Source organism: Pseudomonas sp. TH41, assembly GCF_016650695.1.
Classification (GTDB): domain Bacteria; phylum Pseudomonadota; class Gammaproteobacteria; order Pseudomonadales; family Pseudomonadaceae; genus Aquipseudomonas.
The window spans coordinates 166093-182896 of record NZ_JAEKFH010000004.1 but is presented as its reverse complement, the minus strand read 5'-3'; the positions used below and the strand labels follow the sequence as shown (position 1 = coordinate 182896).

13 protein-coding genes and 3 pseudogenes are annotated in these 16804 nt (G+C 59.1%); 7 read left to right on the top strand and 9 right to left on the bottom strand.

Annotated features, from left to right (window positions below; all coding sequences use genetic code 11):
• Positions 1 to 51: 51 nt before the first annotated feature.
• The 4 genes from JFU37_RS17560 to pdxR form a co-directional block, all read right to left on the bottom strand.
• Positions 52 to 762, bottom strand: a complete 711-nt coding sequence (locus JFU37_RS17560; RefSeq protein ID WP_201116803.1) for an ATPase — start codon at positions 760 to 762, stop codon at positions 52 to 54.
• 229 nt (positions 763 to 991) lie between these two features.
• Positions 992 to 1402, bottom strand: a complete 411-nt coding sequence (locus tag JFU37_RS17555; protein ID WP_201116802.1) for a cupin domain-containing protein — start codon at positions 1400 to 1402, stop codon at positions 992 to 994.
• 202 nt (positions 1403 to 1604) lie between these two features.
• Positions 1605 to 1898, bottom strand: coding sequence for an antibiotic biosynthesis monooxygenase family protein (locus tag JFU37_RS17550; protein WP_201116800.1), 294 nt, complete (start codon positions 1896 to 1898; stop codon positions 1605 to 1607).
• Positions 1899 to 2020: 122 nt separating this feature from the next.
• Positions 2021 to 3454 carry a MocR-like pyridoxine biosynthesis transcription factor PdxR gene (gene pdxR, locus JFU37_RS17545; protein ID WP_201116798.1) on the bottom strand — a complete coding sequence of 478 codons (1434 nt, stop codon included), beginning with the start codon at positions 3452 to 3454 and terminating at the stop codon, positions 2021 to 2023.
• Between the two features lie 204 nt (positions 3455 to 3658).
• Here pdxR and JFU37_RS17540 point away from each other — a divergent pair, with 204 nt between their 5' ends.
• The 3 genes and pseudogenes from JFU37_RS17540 to JFU37_RS30710 all read left to right on the top strand — a co-directional run.
• The gene (locus JFU37_RS17540; RefSeq protein WP_201116796.1) at positions 3659 to 4099 is read left to right on the top strand and encodes a carboxymuconolactone decarboxylase family protein; all 441 of its coding nucleotides are present in this window, start codon (positions 3659 to 3661) and stop codon (positions 4097 to 4099) included.
• A gap of 218 nt (positions 4100 to 4317) precedes the next feature.
• On the top strand, positions 4318 to 5238 hold the full coding sequence (locus JFU37_RS17535; protein WP_201116794.1) for a LysR family transcriptional regulator: 921 nt from the start codon (positions 4318 to 4320) through the stop codon (positions 5236 to 5238).
• A 134-nt stretch (positions 5239 to 5372) separates the two neighbouring features.
• Positions 5373 to 5453 (top strand): annotated as a pseudogene (locus JFU37_RS30710) (GNAT family N-acetyltransferase); the annotation flags it as partial.
• Position 5454: 1 nt separating this feature from the next.
• Here JFU37_RS30710 and JFU37_RS17530 read toward each other — a convergent pair.
• A complete protein-coding gene (locus JFU37_RS17530; RefSeq protein WP_201116792.1) occupies positions 5455 to 6147 on the bottom strand; it encodes an aspartate/glutamate racemase family protein in 693 nt (230 codons plus the stop codon).
• 159 nt (positions 6148 to 6306) lie between these two features.
• On the opposite strand from JFU37_RS17530, the gene JFU37_RS17525 reads away from it, so the two are divergent.
• Positions 6307 to 6801 (top strand): hypothetical protein, encoded by a 495-nt coding sequence (locus JFU37_RS17525; protein WP_201116790.1) that lies wholly within the window; start codon positions 6307 to 6309, stop codon positions 6799 to 6801.
• Between the two features lie 205 nt (positions 6802 to 7006).
• Here JFU37_RS17525 and JFU37_RS31025 read toward each other — a convergent pair.
• A pseudogene (locus tag JFU37_RS31025) lies at positions 7007 to 7099 on the bottom strand (hypothetical protein); the annotation flags it as partial.
• Positions 7100 to 7512: 413 nt separating this feature from the next.
• On the opposite strand from JFU37_RS31025, the gene JFU37_RS17520 reads away from it, so the two are divergent.
• Positions 7513 to 9186, top strand: a complete 1674-nt coding sequence (locus tag JFU37_RS17520) for a nitrite/sulfite reductase (RefSeq protein ID WP_201116788.1) — start codon at positions 7513 to 7515, stop codon at positions 9184 to 9186.
• Entirely contained in the window at positions 9183 to 9662 is a 480-nt protein-coding gene (locus JFU37_RS17515) for a DUF934 domain-containing protein (protein ID WP_201116786.1), read from the top strand. Before JFU37_RS17520 ends, JFU37_RS17515 begins: the two co-directional genes overlap by 4 nt.
• 83 nt (positions 9663 to 9745) lie before the next feature.
• Here JFU37_RS17515 and JFU37_RS17510 read toward each other — a convergent pair whose 3' ends face one another.
• Positions 9746 to 12106, bottom strand: a complete 2361-nt coding sequence (locus JFU37_RS17510) for a tetratricopeptide repeat protein (RefSeq protein ID WP_201116785.1) — start codon at positions 12104 to 12106, stop codon at positions 9746 to 9748.
• Positions 12107 to 12241: 135 nt separating this feature from the next.
• Here JFU37_RS17510 and JFU37_RS17505 point away from each other — a divergent pair.
• Positions 12242 to 12334, top strand: a pseudogene (locus JFU37_RS17505) (DUF3313 domain-containing protein); the annotation flags it as partial.
• 114 nt (positions 12335 to 12448) lie between these two features.
• Here JFU37_RS17505 and JFU37_RS17500 read toward each other — a convergent pair.
• Together JFU37_RS17500 and JFU37_RS17495 are read right to left on the bottom strand one after the other, a co-directional pair.
• On the bottom strand, positions 12449 to 14965 hold the full coding sequence (locus JFU37_RS17500; RefSeq protein WP_201116783.1) for a fused MFS/spermidine synthase: 2517 nt from the start codon (positions 14963 to 14965) through the stop codon (positions 12449 to 12451).
• 188 nt (positions 14966 to 15153) lie between these two features.
• On the bottom strand, positions 15154 to 16743 hold the full coding sequence (locus JFU37_RS17495; RefSeq protein ID WP_201116780.1) for an arylsulfatase: 1590 nt from the start codon (positions 16741 to 16743) through the stop codon (positions 15154 to 15156).
• Positions 16744 to 16804: the final 61 nt, after the last annotated feature.

The window sequence follows — 16804 nt, the reverse complement described above, 5'->3', positions numbered from 1 at the left end:
GAAATGCTTTCTAATGTGGGAGCGGGCTTGCTCGCGAAGGGGCCATCATATTCAATACAACTTCATGCCTGTTGCATTATCAATCATCGACACTTTATCTGTCGGTCTGGTCAATAAATTACTGAGCGACTGGTCAAACTTCTGCAGCGCCCGAACTTGTACATTTTGTTGTTCGTTAATATCTGCCACTATCTCTTCACTGCGCTTGTAATCTGCCCATAACGGACTCAATGTTTTGGCGTCATGTCCTTGCGCAGTGCCAATGTAATTAAAGTGCTTGTCATAGAAGTCCGCGCTGACATCGGCCTTGATGTCCGAACTGCGCGAGGTCATCAATTGGCTGCGGCTGTCGACGATGGCGATCACGTCCGGTTTCGCCGCGTTGAGGCTTTGCATGTCCGGATACACCGTCACCGAGCCGAACTGACGTTGCAAGGAGGCCTTGACCCAATCCACCGCCAGGTCGGGCCTGGAAGTGGCCACGTAAGCGTCGTGGATCGGCTGCACCAGCAGGCTCTGGCCGAAACCGGTGCCGGCATTGGCCTGGTAATCCTGAAGGTAGGCACGGTTGGCCTGGGTGTTGCGGCTGTAGACAATGCCCAGCGAAACCGTGTGTCCATTGGGAATACTCGTCGCCGTACTGCGGCCAACAGGTTCAGTGAAAATGCCGTCCAGTGAAGACACCGCTGTTGGCGCGGTGGGAATTGAGCAGCCGGTTAAAACGGCTGTTATCGTCAAGGTACTGACAAGCGCAAGTTTCATGGTGTTTCTCCAGTGAAACAACTTCAGTCTGAACATTTAAGTGGCCGAAAGTTGTCGGCGGTAATGCCAGACTAAACCCTGGGTGGCTAAATTTAATAGCCAATATCAGTACTTGTCAGGCAACCAATAGTTTTGTTTGGATTAACCGGGGGCGGTTAATTGCGAGGGGAAATAAAAAGGCCTGAATCGATGATTCAGGCCTTTTTATTTATGGTTGTACGTCCAGCCATCAGTTTTCCAATGGAATCAGCACTTTCTCGTCCGGGCCCAACACCATGAACACCAACAGCTTGGCAGGCTTGGTCGTGCTGGCATTTTTCGAGACCAGATGTTCCGAGCCAGCAGGTTCGTACCAGAACTGTCCCGTCTTGTAGGTGATCGCCTTACCGCCTTTGACTTGAGAAATAACCGAGCCCGAGAGCACATACGCCATGGCCGTGCCTTCGTGTTTGTGGGCGATGGACGATTGCCCGGGCTTGTAGTCGACCTCGATCATCATGGCCTTTTTGCCGGGCACGTTTTGCAGCATCTCGTCCTGCAATACCGTGACTTTTTCCGAAGGGTCGTGGGCAAATGCCGAGGCTGAAACAGTCAGGGCCAGAGCAGCAAAGGAGGCAGCACAGAAGCGCAAAGGGTTCATGGTTTATCACCTGCGGTCGTGGGTTGTGAGAAACCACGATAGTCCGCAGATTGGGGCAATCAAACAGCCAATTTTCGGGAAGGTGAGGGGGCCAATCCGCGACACACGAAACGTGTAGGAGCGAGCTTGCTCGCGATGGTGGGTCAGCTACATTGATGTCTCTGACACTCCTTCGCGAGCAAGCTCGCTCCTACAGTTTGTTCTAGCGAATCGGAAAGCTGTTGAAATCCACGGCATTCGCCAATTGGTTGTCGATCAGGCCGATAAAGCCTTGTACTTCAGGGCAGTTGAAATGCATGCGCATGGCTGCTTCCGATTGCCAGTGGGCGCTGACGTTCCAGAGATTGCTGTCCTCGGGGCAGCGGTCGACCATATAGGAATCACAGCCCGGTAGTTCGCGCAGGGTTTCGACAATCTTTTGCAGTTGCTTGCCCAGTTCATCCGAGCGGCCGGCGGCGGCCTGCACCTTTACGGTATTGATCACTTCGTAGGACATTGCTCACACTCCTGAATCAGGCCGGACGAATCCTGCTCATTGAGGGATAACGCCTATGAGGATAGGCCTGCACCCCCCGACCGCCAATAGCCAATCGCCGGATAAAGCCACAGACCAATCCGTCAGCCGACCTGCTGCAAAATGTCCCGCAAGCGGTCGAGGGCGATGTCGATGTCCAGGGTTTCGATGGCACCAAAACCCAGGAGAAGCCCGGTCTGCGGCGGGTGTTGGTAGAAAAAGCCTTCGATGGAGTAGAGACCGACTTCGACTTTTTTCGCCAGGTCGATCACCAATGGAATATCGATAGGCACTTTGCACATAACCACCATGTGGAACCCCGCCGTGCTGGGCACCGCCTCCAGCCACGGCGAAAGATCGCTGGCGATACGCGTCAAAATCCGCTCGCGACGCCCGGCATAGATCGTATGGCAGCGACGGATGTGCTTGAGCAGGCAGCCTTCAGCGATGAATTTGGCCAACGCCCATTGGGGCAGGGTGGAGGTGTGCAGGTCGGTCAGTTGTTTGGCGCGGATCACCGCTTCAAGAATCGCCGGCGGCAGGATCGCATAGCCCAGCCGTAGCTCCGGCAGCAGGGTTTTGGAGAAGGTCCCGACGTAGGCGACGATGCCGCGCTCATCCATGCTTTGCAGCGAATCAGTAGGGCGGCCCTCGTAGCGGAATTCGCTGTCGTAATCGTCCTCGATGATGATCGCACCCAGTTCATAGGCCCGTTCCAGCAGCGCAGACCGGCGCGCCTGACTCATCGGCATGCCGAGTGGAAACTGGTGAGACGGCGTGACGTAAATCAGTCGTGTGCCCGGGGGGATTTTATCGACTTGAATGCCTTCGTCATCCACGGGAACCCCGATTACGGTGGCCCCGTGAGTGCCGAAGAGCAAGCGCGCGGGCGGGTAACCGGGATCTTCCATGGCGACTATGCTGCCTGGCCGTGTCAGCACCCGTGAAATCAAGTCCAGCGCCTGTTGGGCGCCGTTGCACACCACCACGTCTTCGTCATGGCAATTGACCCCGCGAGAAAACGCGATGTGCCGGGCGATGGCATTACGCAGCGCCGGCAGGCCTTCGGGCTGGCTGTACAAGCCTTTGGAACCGGCGATCTGGCGCAACGCGTGGGACGTACAGCGTCGCCAGTCGTCCTGGGGAAACTGGCCCTTGCTGGTCGCGCCACCGATAAAGTCGTAGCGCAACGAGCCTTCCAGGGTCGGATGACGCAAAAACTCCGGCAGGTTGCGCCAGGATTCGATGACATCAAAGCTCGCCAGCTCCGAAGGGCTCTGTTTTCGGGTGACTTTCGCTGCACGGGCGTTGACGTAGGTGCCTTTGCCGATCACCCCGGTGAGGAAGTTTTCGTAGGTCAGTTGCGCATACGTGTCGGAAATGGTTTTGCGCGAAATGCCCAACTGCTGAGCCAGCAGCCGGCTGGGCGGCAGCTGCGTCCCGGCGGCCAAACGGCCGGATTCGATGGCGCTGCGCAGTTGGTTGTACAACTGGCCTGCCAGGTCCTTACGGCCGTTGATGACGACATGAAGTTCCATACCGGCGAGTGTCCTGGGCGATTGAGGCGCGTGTGCGTCGCGCCAGATTACCCGCATGAGCGGTTGCACAGTAGTTGCGTGGTCGAAAAACCTCCGATTGGTCTGCTGTCAGGTGGTCCACTGGTTTTTCGCGCAATTGGACCTGTGACGCCCGTGTGTGACCCTCTAATTTAGACAGACAGATCCGATCCACGAGGTCGCGCCATGAACTCCCGTCTGGATTACTACAGCGCATCGCCCAAAGCGATGAAAGCCATGATTGCCATGGAAGCCTTGACCAGTAACCTCAGCATCGAGCCGGCCCTGCTGCACCTGATTAAAATCCGTGCTTCACAACTCAACGGCTGCGCGTTCTGCACCGACATGCATTCGGTGGATGCGCGCCGGATCGGCGAGACCGACCGCCGCCTGTATTCGATTGTGGTCTGGCGCGACAGCGGCTTCTTCAACCCTCGGGAGCGCGCGGCGCTGGCCTGGACAGAAGCCGTCACCTTGCTCGCCGAAAGCCATGTGCCAGACGATGTGTACGCACAGGCGCGGGAGCAGTTCAGCGAACGCGAGATGGTCGACCTGACCATGGCGGTCACCACCATCAACAGCTGGAATCGCCTGGCGGTGAGTTTTCGGCAAGCCCCCAGTGGCTGAATCGATTTTCCGCCCGAAGTGTCACATCAGCTTCATAAGCGCTGCGTAGGATGGCAAGGATTTTGTAGGAGCGAGCTTGCTCGCGATGGTCGTTAACGATAACGCGTGTTTACTGGCTAAACGCGGCGCTCTTTAGTCCATCGCGAGCAAGCTCGCTCCTACAGAACAACATTGCGCCTGATGCAGGCTTTCAAGGATAGAAGGACAGGGAGTCATCGATGTCAGTCATGGAATCCACATTCGTCGCCGCCATCGATCCGGTGCTGGCGCAGTCTTTCCGGGTCAGCGCCCGTTGCGGTTGCTTCATGCAGGCCGCCCGCAGCCTCAATATCAAGTCCACTCAGTTGCGCAAACACCTTGCGCAACTTGAAGCGCATTTGCAGTGTTCGCTGTTCAATCATCATGACAACGGCCTGGCCCTGAGTCGTGAAGGGTTGCAGCTTCACGCACAACTGATCGCGCTGGCCCACGAGCGCGATTTACCGGTGCTCGAACAGCCGCTGATTCGCCTGGCCGTAGCCGAATCGATCCTGCATGACATTCTCGGTCGCGATTTGGTGGCCTTGCTGCGGCGCAACGCCAGCGTGCGTCTGGACATCATCACCCTGGACAGCGAACTGTCCCTGCAGGCGGTCAGTGCCGACGTGGTGGTGTGGTTAGCCGGTGTTGATTCGCCACTTCCGGGCCCGAGTTTTGCTGTCAGGGACCCACAGCGCCTGGCGAGGCTCGACTACCTACCGCATATCGCCAAGCGCTATTCACGGGTCGCGTCCCGGCCGGACAGCCTTGATGACCTGGCCGATTTCCTGTTGGTGCAATGGCAACATGACCGTCAGGTCGACAGTTTCCGGCCGTGGAATACCCTGGTGGAACAGCGTCTGGCCGGGGTGGTGCAGTTGCATTCCTATGAGCTGATGCTGGAGATGATCCGTTGCAGCGCCTGCATAGGCCTGTTGCCCGGGTACATGAGTCACTTCGACCGGGGGCTGATTGCCTTGCCGGGGTTGTTCGACCAACCACCGCAACGTCAGGTGTGGATGGCGGTTAATGCTCAATCCCAGGAGGAGGCGCAAGTGCAGATGATCGTCGAGCTGATCCGCAACACCTTCGAAGAGCGCAGGGAATGGTTCGAAAACTGACCTGTATCCAACTGTAGGAGCGAGCTTGCTCGCGATGGACTCGAGGGCGGCGCATTCTTCCAGGCAGCACGCGTCATCGTTCACGTCCATCGCGAGCAAGCTCGCTCCTACAGGGGGTCTCGCCATGCTGGATTCGCGACTACGCCGTGCGGGACGGTATGTTGGTAGACACCTTGAGCATGGCGCGCCTGCGTCGCACGCCCAAGGCCGGTTGAGTCAGTCGTTCAAGGCAAACGCCACCGCCGCCTGCGCATGCAGTTCGGTGGTGTCGAGCAGGGGCAGGGCGCTGTGCTCGGGTTTGATCAGCAGGCCGATTTCGGTGCAGCCGAGGATGATCGCCTGGGCGCCGCGTCGGGTCAGGGATTCGATGACCTGTTGGTACACCTTGCGCGACGCCTCGCTGATCACCCCCACGCACAACTCGTCATAGATGATCCGGTGGACCGCCTGGCGTTCCTCGGTTTCCGGAACCAGTACGGTCAACCCTTGCGCGGTCAGGCGGTCCTTCAGAAAGTCCTGCTCCATGGTAAATGCTGTACCGAGCAAGCCGACCTTCAGCGCACCCGTATCGACGGCAGCCTGACCCGTTGGATCGGCGATGTGCAGAAATGGGATGTCAATCGCTGCCTGAATCTTCCCGGCCACCTTGTGCATGGTGTTAGTACACAGCACCACGCAATCGGCGCCACCCGCCTGCAATCGCTGCGCCGCATCCACTAGAATCGCCGCCGCATCGTCCCAGCGTCCGGCATGTTGCGCCTGCTCGACAGGCCCGAAGTCGACGCTGTACATCAGCAGTTTTGCCGAACGCAACGGCCCGAGCCGGTCGCGTACCTGTTGGTTGATGAGACGGTAATACTCGGCGCTGGACTCCCAGCTCATGCCGCCGATTAGGCCGATAGTGCGCATGTTGTGTTCCTGTTGAGGGCTGACGGGCGCTCCTACAGTGCCCGCGAATTTTGCGTGATGCAAACCTCTGATGTACCTCTTGGCGTTTAGTTGTACGCCGGCAACGCGCATCTGCCATGCTCAAAGTCCGCAGCACCGCTTCAACAAAGGAACACCGCAATGGACGACGTACAGCAACTGGGCGAGATGCTTCGCCACTACGCAGAAAGCGAAGCGCACAAGAAGCAACTGTTTGAGTCGCAATCGGCCGTGTGGGCGACGCGCATTGGTGAGCTGTTCGATCAGATCCAGCAGTGGCTTGAACCGGTCCAGGCACCGAATCTGCTGGAAGTGAGCCGTGAGGCGTATGTCGCATCGGGTCCGAGCGTTCCGGTCGAAACATCAACGTTCAAGACCGAGAAACTGGGCATCGTGATCGCCGGCAAACCGGTAGAGTTCGTGCCGGACGTGATGGGCGCGGGTGGGCAGATTTCGCTGGCGGTGATGGGGCTGACAGCCGCACGGTATGGCAGCATCTCGCTGGTGTGCCTGCCGCCGTCGAGTAGCTGGCAGTGGCGCAAGACCAATGGCCTGAAAGACCCGGATACGTTTGCGTTTGATGCGAACTTTTTGGCCCAGCAGTTGCAGAGTTTGATTCCGCGCGAGCGCAGCTGAATCACTGAGACTGCCACAAATCCCTGTAGGAGCGAGCTTGCTCGCGAAGGACTTGAGAGCAACGCGTTTATTCAGAAAGAACGCGTTATCGTTAACGTCCTTCGCGAGCGAGCTCGCTCCTACATTGGTATCAAACCTTCAGATTGCCCCAACCCGGTTTCAGCTATTGCGGTGCTGCCGCTTTCACGACTTTGCCCGTTGCAAACGCCATCCCCACGACACCCCAAATCACGGTTGCCACGACGAATTGGCGGACGACCTTGTAGTTATAGGCCTGTCCGATTGTTGCTGTGCTCATGATCATTGCTTCCACGGTTGCAAAGTCTCGCCAGACCACCCGGACTGGCATGCCCCTGAACTGTAGAAACCCTGTACCAAACAAAACAGACTCAGGAAAACTTCATTTGTACGGATCAGATTTAGTCCGTCACCTGCGGTGATCTACCGCGTTCTGATCCGGTTTTTTTGTATTCAGGTGAATCTGTAACGGTCTGCGCGGCGGGTTCATAGTCATATCTAGAAAGCGAGCCGCAGAGCTGGATGCCGGTCTGCCGAGGTGTAAAACCTGTGGGAGCGAGCCTGCTCGCGAAGAGGCCGGCACATTCAACATCTGTGCCGCCTGACACTCCGTCTTCGCGAGCAGGCTCGCTCCCACAGGGAATGCGCCAGGCATCAGCCGCAGAGCCCGATCAATCCTGATGAGGTAGCCACATGTATCAGTACGATGACTATGACCGGGCGCTGGTGTTCGAGCGGGTTGCGCAGTTTCGCGATCAGGTCGAACGCTTCATGGCGGGTGAGTTGAGCGAAGAAGAATTCCTGCCTTTGCGTTTGCAGAACGGCCTGTATATGCAAAAACACGCCTACATGCTGCGCGTGGCCATTCCCTATGGAACGTTGAGCGCTCATCAAATGCGCACGCTGGCGAGCATTGCCCGGGATTACGATCGCGGTTACGGCCACTTCACCACCCGGCAGAACATGCAGTTCAACTGGATCGAACTGGCCCAGGTCCCCGACATCCTTGAGCGTCTGGCCCAGGTCGAAATGCATGCGATCCAGACCTCCGGCAACTGCGTGCGCAACATCACCACCGAAGCCTTTGCCGGGGTTGCGGCAGACGAGTTGATCGACCCTCGGCCGCTGGCGGAAATCCTCCGGCAATGGTCGACCATCAACCCGGAGTTCCTGTTCCTGCCGCGCAAGTTCAAGATCGCCATTTGCTCGGCGGAACAGGATCGCGCGGCGATCATGATGCATGACATTGGCCTGTATCTTTATCCCGGCGACGACGGGCAAATGCTCCTTCGGGTGATTGTCGGCGGCGGGCTGGGGCGTACGCCGATCCTGGGTTTGCAGATCCGCCAAGGTCTGCCGTGGCAGCACTTGCTGTCTTACGTCGAAGCGGTGTTGCGGGTCTACAACCGGCACGGTCGGCGGGACAACAAGTACAAGGCGCGGATCAAGATTCTGGTCAAGGCACTGGGCATTGAAGCGTTCGCCAAGGAAGTGGAGGATGAATGGCAGCACCTCAAGGACGGTCCGGCGCAGTTGACCGAGGTTGAATATGAACGCGTGGCCAGTGCCTTCGTCACGCCGGATTACCGCGCCCTGGCGGGCACCGACCTGGACTTCGGCACGCGCCTGGCCGAGAACCCGGCCTTCGCCCGCTGGGTGTCGCGTAACGTTCAACCGCATAAGGTGCCGGGATACGCCAGTGTGGTGCTGTCGACCAAACCGGGCATCGCTTCGCCGCCGGGTGACGTGACCACCGCACAGATGGAAGCGGTGGCCGACTGGTCCGAGCAGTTCGGTTTCGGCGAGATCCGCATCGCCCACGAGCAAAACATCGTCCTGCCGGACGTACCCAAAGCCGACCTGTTTGCACTGTGGTGTCGGGCCTGGGAGCAGGGACTGGGTTGCGCCAACATCGGTTTGCTGACCGATATCATCGCGTGCCCCGGCGGCGACTTCTGCGCGCTGGCCAACGCCAAGTCGATTCCCATCGCCCAAGCCATTCAGGCCCGTTTCGACGACCTCGACTATCTGCATGACCTGGGCGACATCAGCCTCAACATCTCCGGCTGCATGAACGCCTGCGGTCACCACCATATAGGCAACATCGGCATTCTCGGCGTCGATAAGAACGGCAGCGAGTGGTACCAGATCACCCTTGGTGGCGCCCAAGGCAAGAACAGTGCATTGGGCAAAGTCATGGGGCCGTCGTTCAGTGCCGCCGAAGTATCGACCGTGATCGAGCAGATCATCGACACCTTTGTCCTTTATCGCGAGAGCGAAGAACGGTTCGTCGACACCTTGCAACGCATTGGTCTGGAACCGTTCAAGGAGCAGGTGTACCCGAAAATGCTGGAGGCCTCGGCATGAACAATCTGCTGAGACTGGAGGAGGGCGTGGCACGGATTGTCGTCGATGACCCGTGGACGCTGGTCAGGGAGGTCGACGCCGAGTTGCCTTCTGGCCCGTTGATTTTGCCATTGGCCCGTTGGCTTGAGGATCCTCGGCAACACGGGGTGTGGCTGGGGCCGGACGATGAAGTGGAAAGTCTCAAACCGTGGTTTGGGCAGTTGCCGCTGATTGCCCTGGATTTTCCGAGCTTTCGTGACGGTCGTGGTTACAGCCAGGCGTATTTACTGCGCACCCGGTTTGGCTGGTCGGGCGAGTTGCGTGCGGTTGGCGATGTGCTGCGCGATCAGCTCAGCCATATGCGTCAGTGTGGTTTTGACAGTTTTGCGGTGCGTGAGGACAAATCGGTCGAGGATGCGCTGAAGGGGTTGGTCGGGATGAGCGTTTTGTATGGCCGTTCGGTGATTGAGCCACGACCTTTGTTTCGTCGTCGGTAGGAGCGTCAAGGTCAAAAGATCGCAGCCTGCGGCAGCTCCTACCCCAATCCATGTAGGAGCTGCCGCAGGCTGCGATCTTTTGATCATTTCAACGCCGGATCCCCCATGTTCATTTTCTTCCAGCCTTGCAACAACACCTGGGCCTTCGGTTCTTGCCCGTTGTCCAGGTAGTACTGGATCAACGACAGTCGTGCATTGCGATTGGCCGGTTGCACCTTCAACAACCTTTCCAGCTCTTCGCAGGCCTGATCGACCTTGCCACTGTCGTGCAACGCCACCGCCAGAACATAGCCGTACTGGGCGTTTTGTGGCTCCAGTTGCGCGGCTTTGCGCAGGGCGGTCATGGCCTGGTCTGATTTGCCGGCACGCACCAGCGACAAGCCTTGGGTGTGTTGCAGCAGCGCAGCGTCCGGGTGCTCTTTCAGGCTCTGCGCCAGTAGTGCCTGAGCTTCCTGACTGCGTCCGCTGGCTTCCATCCATTGCACCAGTGTTACCAGCGCCGGGTAGAAATCCGGGTCACGTTTGAGTGCCGTGCGCAGCAGCGCTTCGACTTCACCACTACGCCCGCTGGCCTGATAAAGCATCGCGAGGTTGAGGTTGGCTTCGGCGCGTTCGGCCAGGCTTTTTTGCACGTCCTCGTATTCGGCGATGGCGGCATTCCAGTTGGCCTGGGCGTTACCCAGACCGTTGCGGGCCACGCTGAGCAAGTCCCGGGCGGCGGCAATGCGCACGGCTTTCACTGGATCACTCAGCAACGGCGTCAGCAGCGGCGCACGTTCGGGCGGCGGCAGGAACGCACTGATGGCCCGAACGGCGCTTTCACGCACCTGCGGTGCCGGGTTGCTCAGGTCCTGGGTGGCCAGTTTCAATGCCTGTTCGCTCGGATACAGCGGCAGCTCAGCCAGCAGGGTCGCCCGCTGAATCGCTGGCAAGTTGCTGCGTTGCAACTGCTCGTACAAGGCCAGTGCCGCACCGGGCTGGCCATTGCGGATCAGCCACAGGCTCTCGTCATAGCGAGGGGCTTGCGTTGCGCTGGCATTGGCGGTGTTCCAGAGCTTGAACTGTTCGGTGACCTTGTCGCCAGCCTTGCCCTGGTGACAGGTCAGGCAGGCGTCAGGCGTACCGAGCTTCTTCGCCCGCTCGGGGTTGGGGATGCTGAAACTGTGGTCATGCCGGAAGTCATTGCCCATGTAGAACTTGCCGGGCATGTGGCAATCCACGCACTGCGAACCCGGTTGTCCCATGGTGTGGCGAGTGTGTTCGATGGAATCGTAGTTCTTCGCTTGCAGGCCTTTGCCGTCGACGCCTTCGACGGCGGTTTTGCCGGCAGTGTTGTGGCATTGCAGACAGACGCCGTTGCCCGGAGCCTTCAGTGCGGTGCTGTGAGGGTTGTGGCAGTTACTGCAGCGCACGCCTTTGTCGAACATTTTGCTTTGGGCAAAGGAGCCGTGTTCGAACACTTCATCCTTGATCTTGCCGTCCAGCGCATACAATTCGCGGGTCAAGGCGCTCGGCAGGTAATCGTCCATCAGGCGCTTGCCCACGGTAAAACCGTCACCCAGTGGCGCGCGGCGCGAGTGGCAGCGGGCGCAGGTTTCGATTTCGACGGTGGCGTTCTTGTCCTTGAGGTCGACGGCAAAACCGGCATGGATCAGGTCGGTTTTTTTCGCCGTCCATTCCAGGTGATTCGAGGCGGGGCCGTGACAGGCCTGGCAGCCGACACCGAGGCTGTTCCAGTGGCCGTCGAAGGTGTTTTTCGCCGCATCGAAATTGCGCTTGTAGCCGGTGGTATGGCACTCGACGCACATGAAGTTGGCGTTCTGACTCGGTTTGCTCCAGTGCAGCGGGTCTTTGAAGTTCACGCCCTGGCCGGGATAAAGGTGAAACCAGCGATGCTTCTCGGTATCCCACGCCACGCCCAAGGCTTGCAGTCGACCCTCACCGACTTCGATCAAGTACTGCTGCAACGGCGCAATGCCGAAGGTGTAGGCCACCTTGAAGTCCGCGTTCTTGCCATCAATGCCGGGCGTGTTGACCCAGAATCCGTTGTCCTTGCGTGAAAAACGGCTGGTTTCGTTTTCCGCTTTGAACGTGACGTTATTGAAGTCACCCAGCATCGTCTCGGCATTGGCTTCCTGCATCGCCAACTGGTGATGGGAGCCTTGCCAGTCCTTGACCTGTTCGCTGTGGCAGCCCTGGCATTGTTGCTCATCGACCATTGTTGCCGGCGCTACGGCGACCGGTTGCGGCTTGACCGGTTGAGCAACGGGGGCGCTGACCGGCGCATAAGTCACGGGGGCCGGTTTGCTGCTGAACAAAAACCAGCCGATACCCGCGACGGCTAATAACAAAACGCCGATGGTCACGGGAAACAGGTAGCGATTAATCAGGGTCGGTTGCGAATCAGGGTTTGGGTTTACAGCTTTATTTTTATGTTTCGGCATTACGACTTCCGTAGTCCAGGTGCGTTTGCCGTCAGGCGCGCGTTTAAGCTGATGCAGCTTTGCCGGATGGCCGGCGTGTGTCAAATGACGGTTGTGATCAGGTACTCAGCGTTAGATGAATAGTGTGATATTGGATCGCACAAAACGAAGGCCGATGACGTGAAAGGCGTGATCGATGGCTGGGCTTCGGATTTGCATCAGTCGTACCTGAAACTCAAGTCCAAGTAATGTATTGGGGCTGAGGGCCTCTTCGCGAGCAGGCTCGCTCCCACAAGGGTCGGGTGAACATCCGAGAACCCATGTGGGAGCGAGCCTGCTCGCGATGGCGGCTTGGCCGCCGCATTAATCCCCCATAAACCATCTGAAATACGGATTGCCGCCATCCCCGCGCATCACTTCGCGCGCATCCCGGGCCCACGCCTCGCGGTCACCGTCATACGCATGCAAACTCGCCCGATAGAACTGCATCAACCGCTGCTGGTGCGTGTTCATCCGTTCGATAAAACCTGCATCGGCATTCACCAATGGCGGCGCTATACGCAGGTCCAGCAGGGCCGGCAGCACACGCGTGATTTCCTTGGCCCGCACCCACGGCGCATATTCGATACGCGGTTGATCGTCGGTCACCGGTTGCGCGTCAGCAGCGAAACGTTCCAGGCCGGCGCGGTCAGTTACCCAAGTGGCGAGCAACGCGGCGGCTGAGCCGATGCCTACGTCCTGCAAGGTGCTGCGCACGGTGTCTTGCTGGAAGCGTTGGCTGATTTTCGCCGCATCCAGTTCAATCGGTTCCATCGAGCCCACCAGCAGCATTTCGTGAAACTCGCTGGTCCACAGGGTGGCGTAGGGGAAGACATCCAGAAAGCTACGCACCAGTGAGCGCGAATCGTCGATGTTCTGGGTAGGCAACGGCAGCCACTGGGCGACCAGGCCCTTTTGTTCCAGACGACTGGCGGCTAATTGGTAGAAGTCCCGGGAATACAGATTCACCACGCCGGCCGCGGAGGGCGGTGGCGGTTCGAGGGTGATCAGGTCGTAATGCTGTGGGCTGCGCAGCAGTTCCTGGCGACCGTCGCGCAGGCGCACATCGATCGCCGGGTCGGCGGCGGCATTGAAGTTGCCCTTGAATAACGGCGCGGCTTTTACGACTGAGGGTAGCAACTCGGCGACGACGCGATGTTCCAGCCCTGGATAGCGGGTCAGCGCACCGGCGGTGATGCCCGTGCCGAAACCGATGACCAGCGCCGAGCGTGGTTCGCCGTTGTGGATCAGCAGCGGCAACAGCGCCTGGATACGCATGTAGCGCAAGGACGGCATGGCGTCACCGGTGTTGGACACGCCTTGAATGTACAAGCGCTGGAACGCTTTCTGGCCCTTGCCCTGGGTGACCACGGCGACGGTCCCGCCACGGCCTTCTTCATAGAATGTCAGCGTGCCGTTGCGTGCGCCGGGAAGCAGGCTGGCGAGTTTGTCGACCGGGGTGAAAATCGCCACTGCCACCGACAGCAAGCCGATGGCGACCACGGCCTGACGCCGTCCTTTCTTGACGTGATGGCCCTTGCGTACCGCGAAATAACCTATCCCGGCGGCGACAATCGCCAGCAGTCCCAACGTGTGCACCAGCCCCAGCAACGGGATCAGCACAAACCCGCAAAGCATCACCCCGATAATCCCGCCCAGCGTATTAAACGCCACCACCGCACCGACATCACGGCCGATCCGCTCGCGGCCGACGCTCAGGCGCAGGGCCAGGGGAAACGCGGCGCCCAGCAGCAAGGTCGGCAGGAAAACGATGCTCAAAGCCGCGACCGCAAACCGTGCGCTCATGCCCAGCAATTCACTCGCACCCAACGACAATACCCAGGCTTCCGCCAGGCTTTGGGCGACCACCAGCCAACGCCCGAGCAACGCGATTTCCAGCAGGGCAATCAGCCCGGCGCCGGCAATCAGCAAACCGAAGACACCCCAGGGATCGCGAAGGCGATCAACCCGACGGGCCAGTAGTGCACTGCCGAGAAACAACCCGGTGAGGTAAGTCGCCAATACCACTGCAAAGGCGTAAGTACGTGTACTCATGAATTGCCCGATGGACTGCGACCAGACCACTTCGTACCCAAGAGCCACACCGCCAGCGATCGAATACAGCCACAGTGCCAGGCGATCAGGTGCTTTGTTTGCGTGGTGCTTGAGCGGCGCTTCGGTCGGCAGCGAACGATGGCGCTGGAACCACAAGGCACCGGCGGCGGCCAGCAGGTTCAGCATCGCCGCCGCCAGGGCACTGCCGCGCACGCCGAGCGTCGCGATCAGCAAGAACGCAGCGAGCAGGGTGCCGGCAATGGCCCCGGCGGTGTTCGCTGCATAAAGCTGACCCCCGGCCTTGCCCAACTGCTGCGGGTCGGCGGCCAATGAGCGAACCAGCACCGGCAGCGTACCGCCCATCAATAGCGCCGGAATGCCCACCAGGGCAAACGGCAAGACCCAGGCCAGCAGGCCCACGTGTTGTTCCAGCCAGGCAAAGGGGCTGGCCGCGAGACTCATGGCGAAGGTCGCGCCAACGCCGAGTACGGCCACCAGTACTTCCAGGCCCGCATACAACAGCACCGGTTGCTGCAAGCGATCTGCCCAGCGACCGAACAGCAAACCGCCCAAGGCCAATCCGGCAAAAAACGCGCTGATCCCGGTGGTGATGGCGTACACCTCGACGCCCACCACCAATGACAGCTGCTTGATCCACAGCACCTGATACACCAGCGCGGCGCTGCCTGAGACGAACAGCAGCAGGGCGGGGATCAGCAGGGCCGGGGACGCGGTGGTGTGATGGGCAGGTATGGCCGACGACTTGCTGGCGACACGTGAGGACATGGGGGATTGCCTTGTACAAAATTTGAATTGAGCACAAAACCGTGTAGGAGCTGCCGCAGGCTGCGATCTTTTGATCTCCCGGGCTGAAGATCAAAAGATCGCAGCCTGCGGCAGCTCCTACAGGGGATGTGTTCACTTTCCAGAAATAGGGCCGCTCACCGGTGAGGGTGAGCGGCGGTCAAACGGTCTTACTGTGCAGCCGGTGCAGCTTTCATTTTTTCAGCGATTTTGGCATCTACCGCAGCCCGAATCTGGTCAACACTGAAGCTGGCCGGTTTCTGGCTAGGCGGGTACTCGATGAACGTCTGCAGGAAGTGCGCAGACTTGGTCACCGCTTGCGCTACCAGATAGACGTTTTTGGTGCTCCAGTCGTAATACTGGTCGGAAACCACGTCGGCGCGTTCGTACGGGTCCATGCGCAGGTTGAAGATTTTAGGCACTCGCAGGCACACGAACGGTTCGCTCCAGACCTTGAAGCCGCCCGGTTCGCGTTGTTCGCAGAACACGGCTTTCCAGTTGTCGAAACGCATCGACACCAGTACGCCGTCGTCGTTGAAGTAGTAGAACTCCTTGCGCTCGCCTTTAGGCTGTTGGCCCGTCAGGTAAGGCAGTTGGTTGTAACCGTCCAGGTGCACTTTGAAGTTGGTGCCGCCAGAAGTCGGCGCCCAACCTTTAAGCAGCTTGTCTTTGACTTCGGCATCGCCAGCCGCCGCCAGTAGGGTCGGGAACCAGTCCATGCCCGAGAACAACTCGTTAGACACTTCACCAGCCTTGATCTTGCCCGGCCAGCGCACAATCGCCGGTACGCGATAAGCGCCTTCCCAGTTGGAGTTTTTCTCGTTGCGGAACGGCGTGGTTGCCGCGTCCGGCCAAGAGAACTGGTTCGGACCGTTGTCGGTGGTGTAGACGACGATGGTGTTGTCGGTGATTTTCAAGTCGTCGAGGGTTTTCAGCAGTTTGCCGACGTCGCCATCGTGCTCAAGCATGCCGTCCGCGTACTCGTTGCCAGGCATGCCACTCTGGCCCTTCATCGACTCGCGCACGTGGGTGAACAGGTGCATGCGCGTGGTGTTCATCCAGACGAAGAACGGTTTGTCCGCCTTGGCCTGTTTCTCGATGAACGCCTGTGCTGCCGCCGTGGTTTCGTCGTCGATGGTTTCCATGCGCTTGGTGGTCAGCGCGCCGGTGTCTTCGATCTTGCCGTCGGCGAAGCTGTGGATCACGCCACGCGGGGAGTTGGCCTTGACGAACTCTGGGTCATCCTTGGGCCAGTACGGACGCTCGGGTTCTTCCTCGGCATTGAGGTGGTACAGGTTGCCAAAGAACTCGTCGAAACCGTGATTGGTCGGCAGGTATTCGTCCTTGTCGCCCAAGTGGTTCTTGCCGAACTGGCCGGTGGCGTAGCCCTGGGACTTCAGTGCCTGGGCGATGGTGATATCACGCTTTTGCAGACCGACAGTCGCACCGGGTGCACCGACTTTCGACAGACCGGTACGCAGCGGCGTCTGGCCAGTGATGAACGACGAGCGTCCTGCCGTGCAACTGTTCTCCGCGTAATAGTCGGTGAACATCATGCCTTCCTTGGCAATCCGGTCGATGTTCGGCGTTTTGTAGCCGACTACGCCCATCGAATAGGCGCTGATGTTGGTCTGGCCGATGTCATCGCCGAAGATCACGAGAATGTTGGGTTTTTCAGCGGCTCCGGCAGTTGCCGAAATCGCCATCATCGAGGCCGCCACCAAGGCGAGTTTCGGTAGCCACTTGTGTATGCGAGTCATCTGACTAGCTCCTTCTACTGACGTCGCTGGGTGCGACAAACGTTTATTGCTGTCCTGCGTA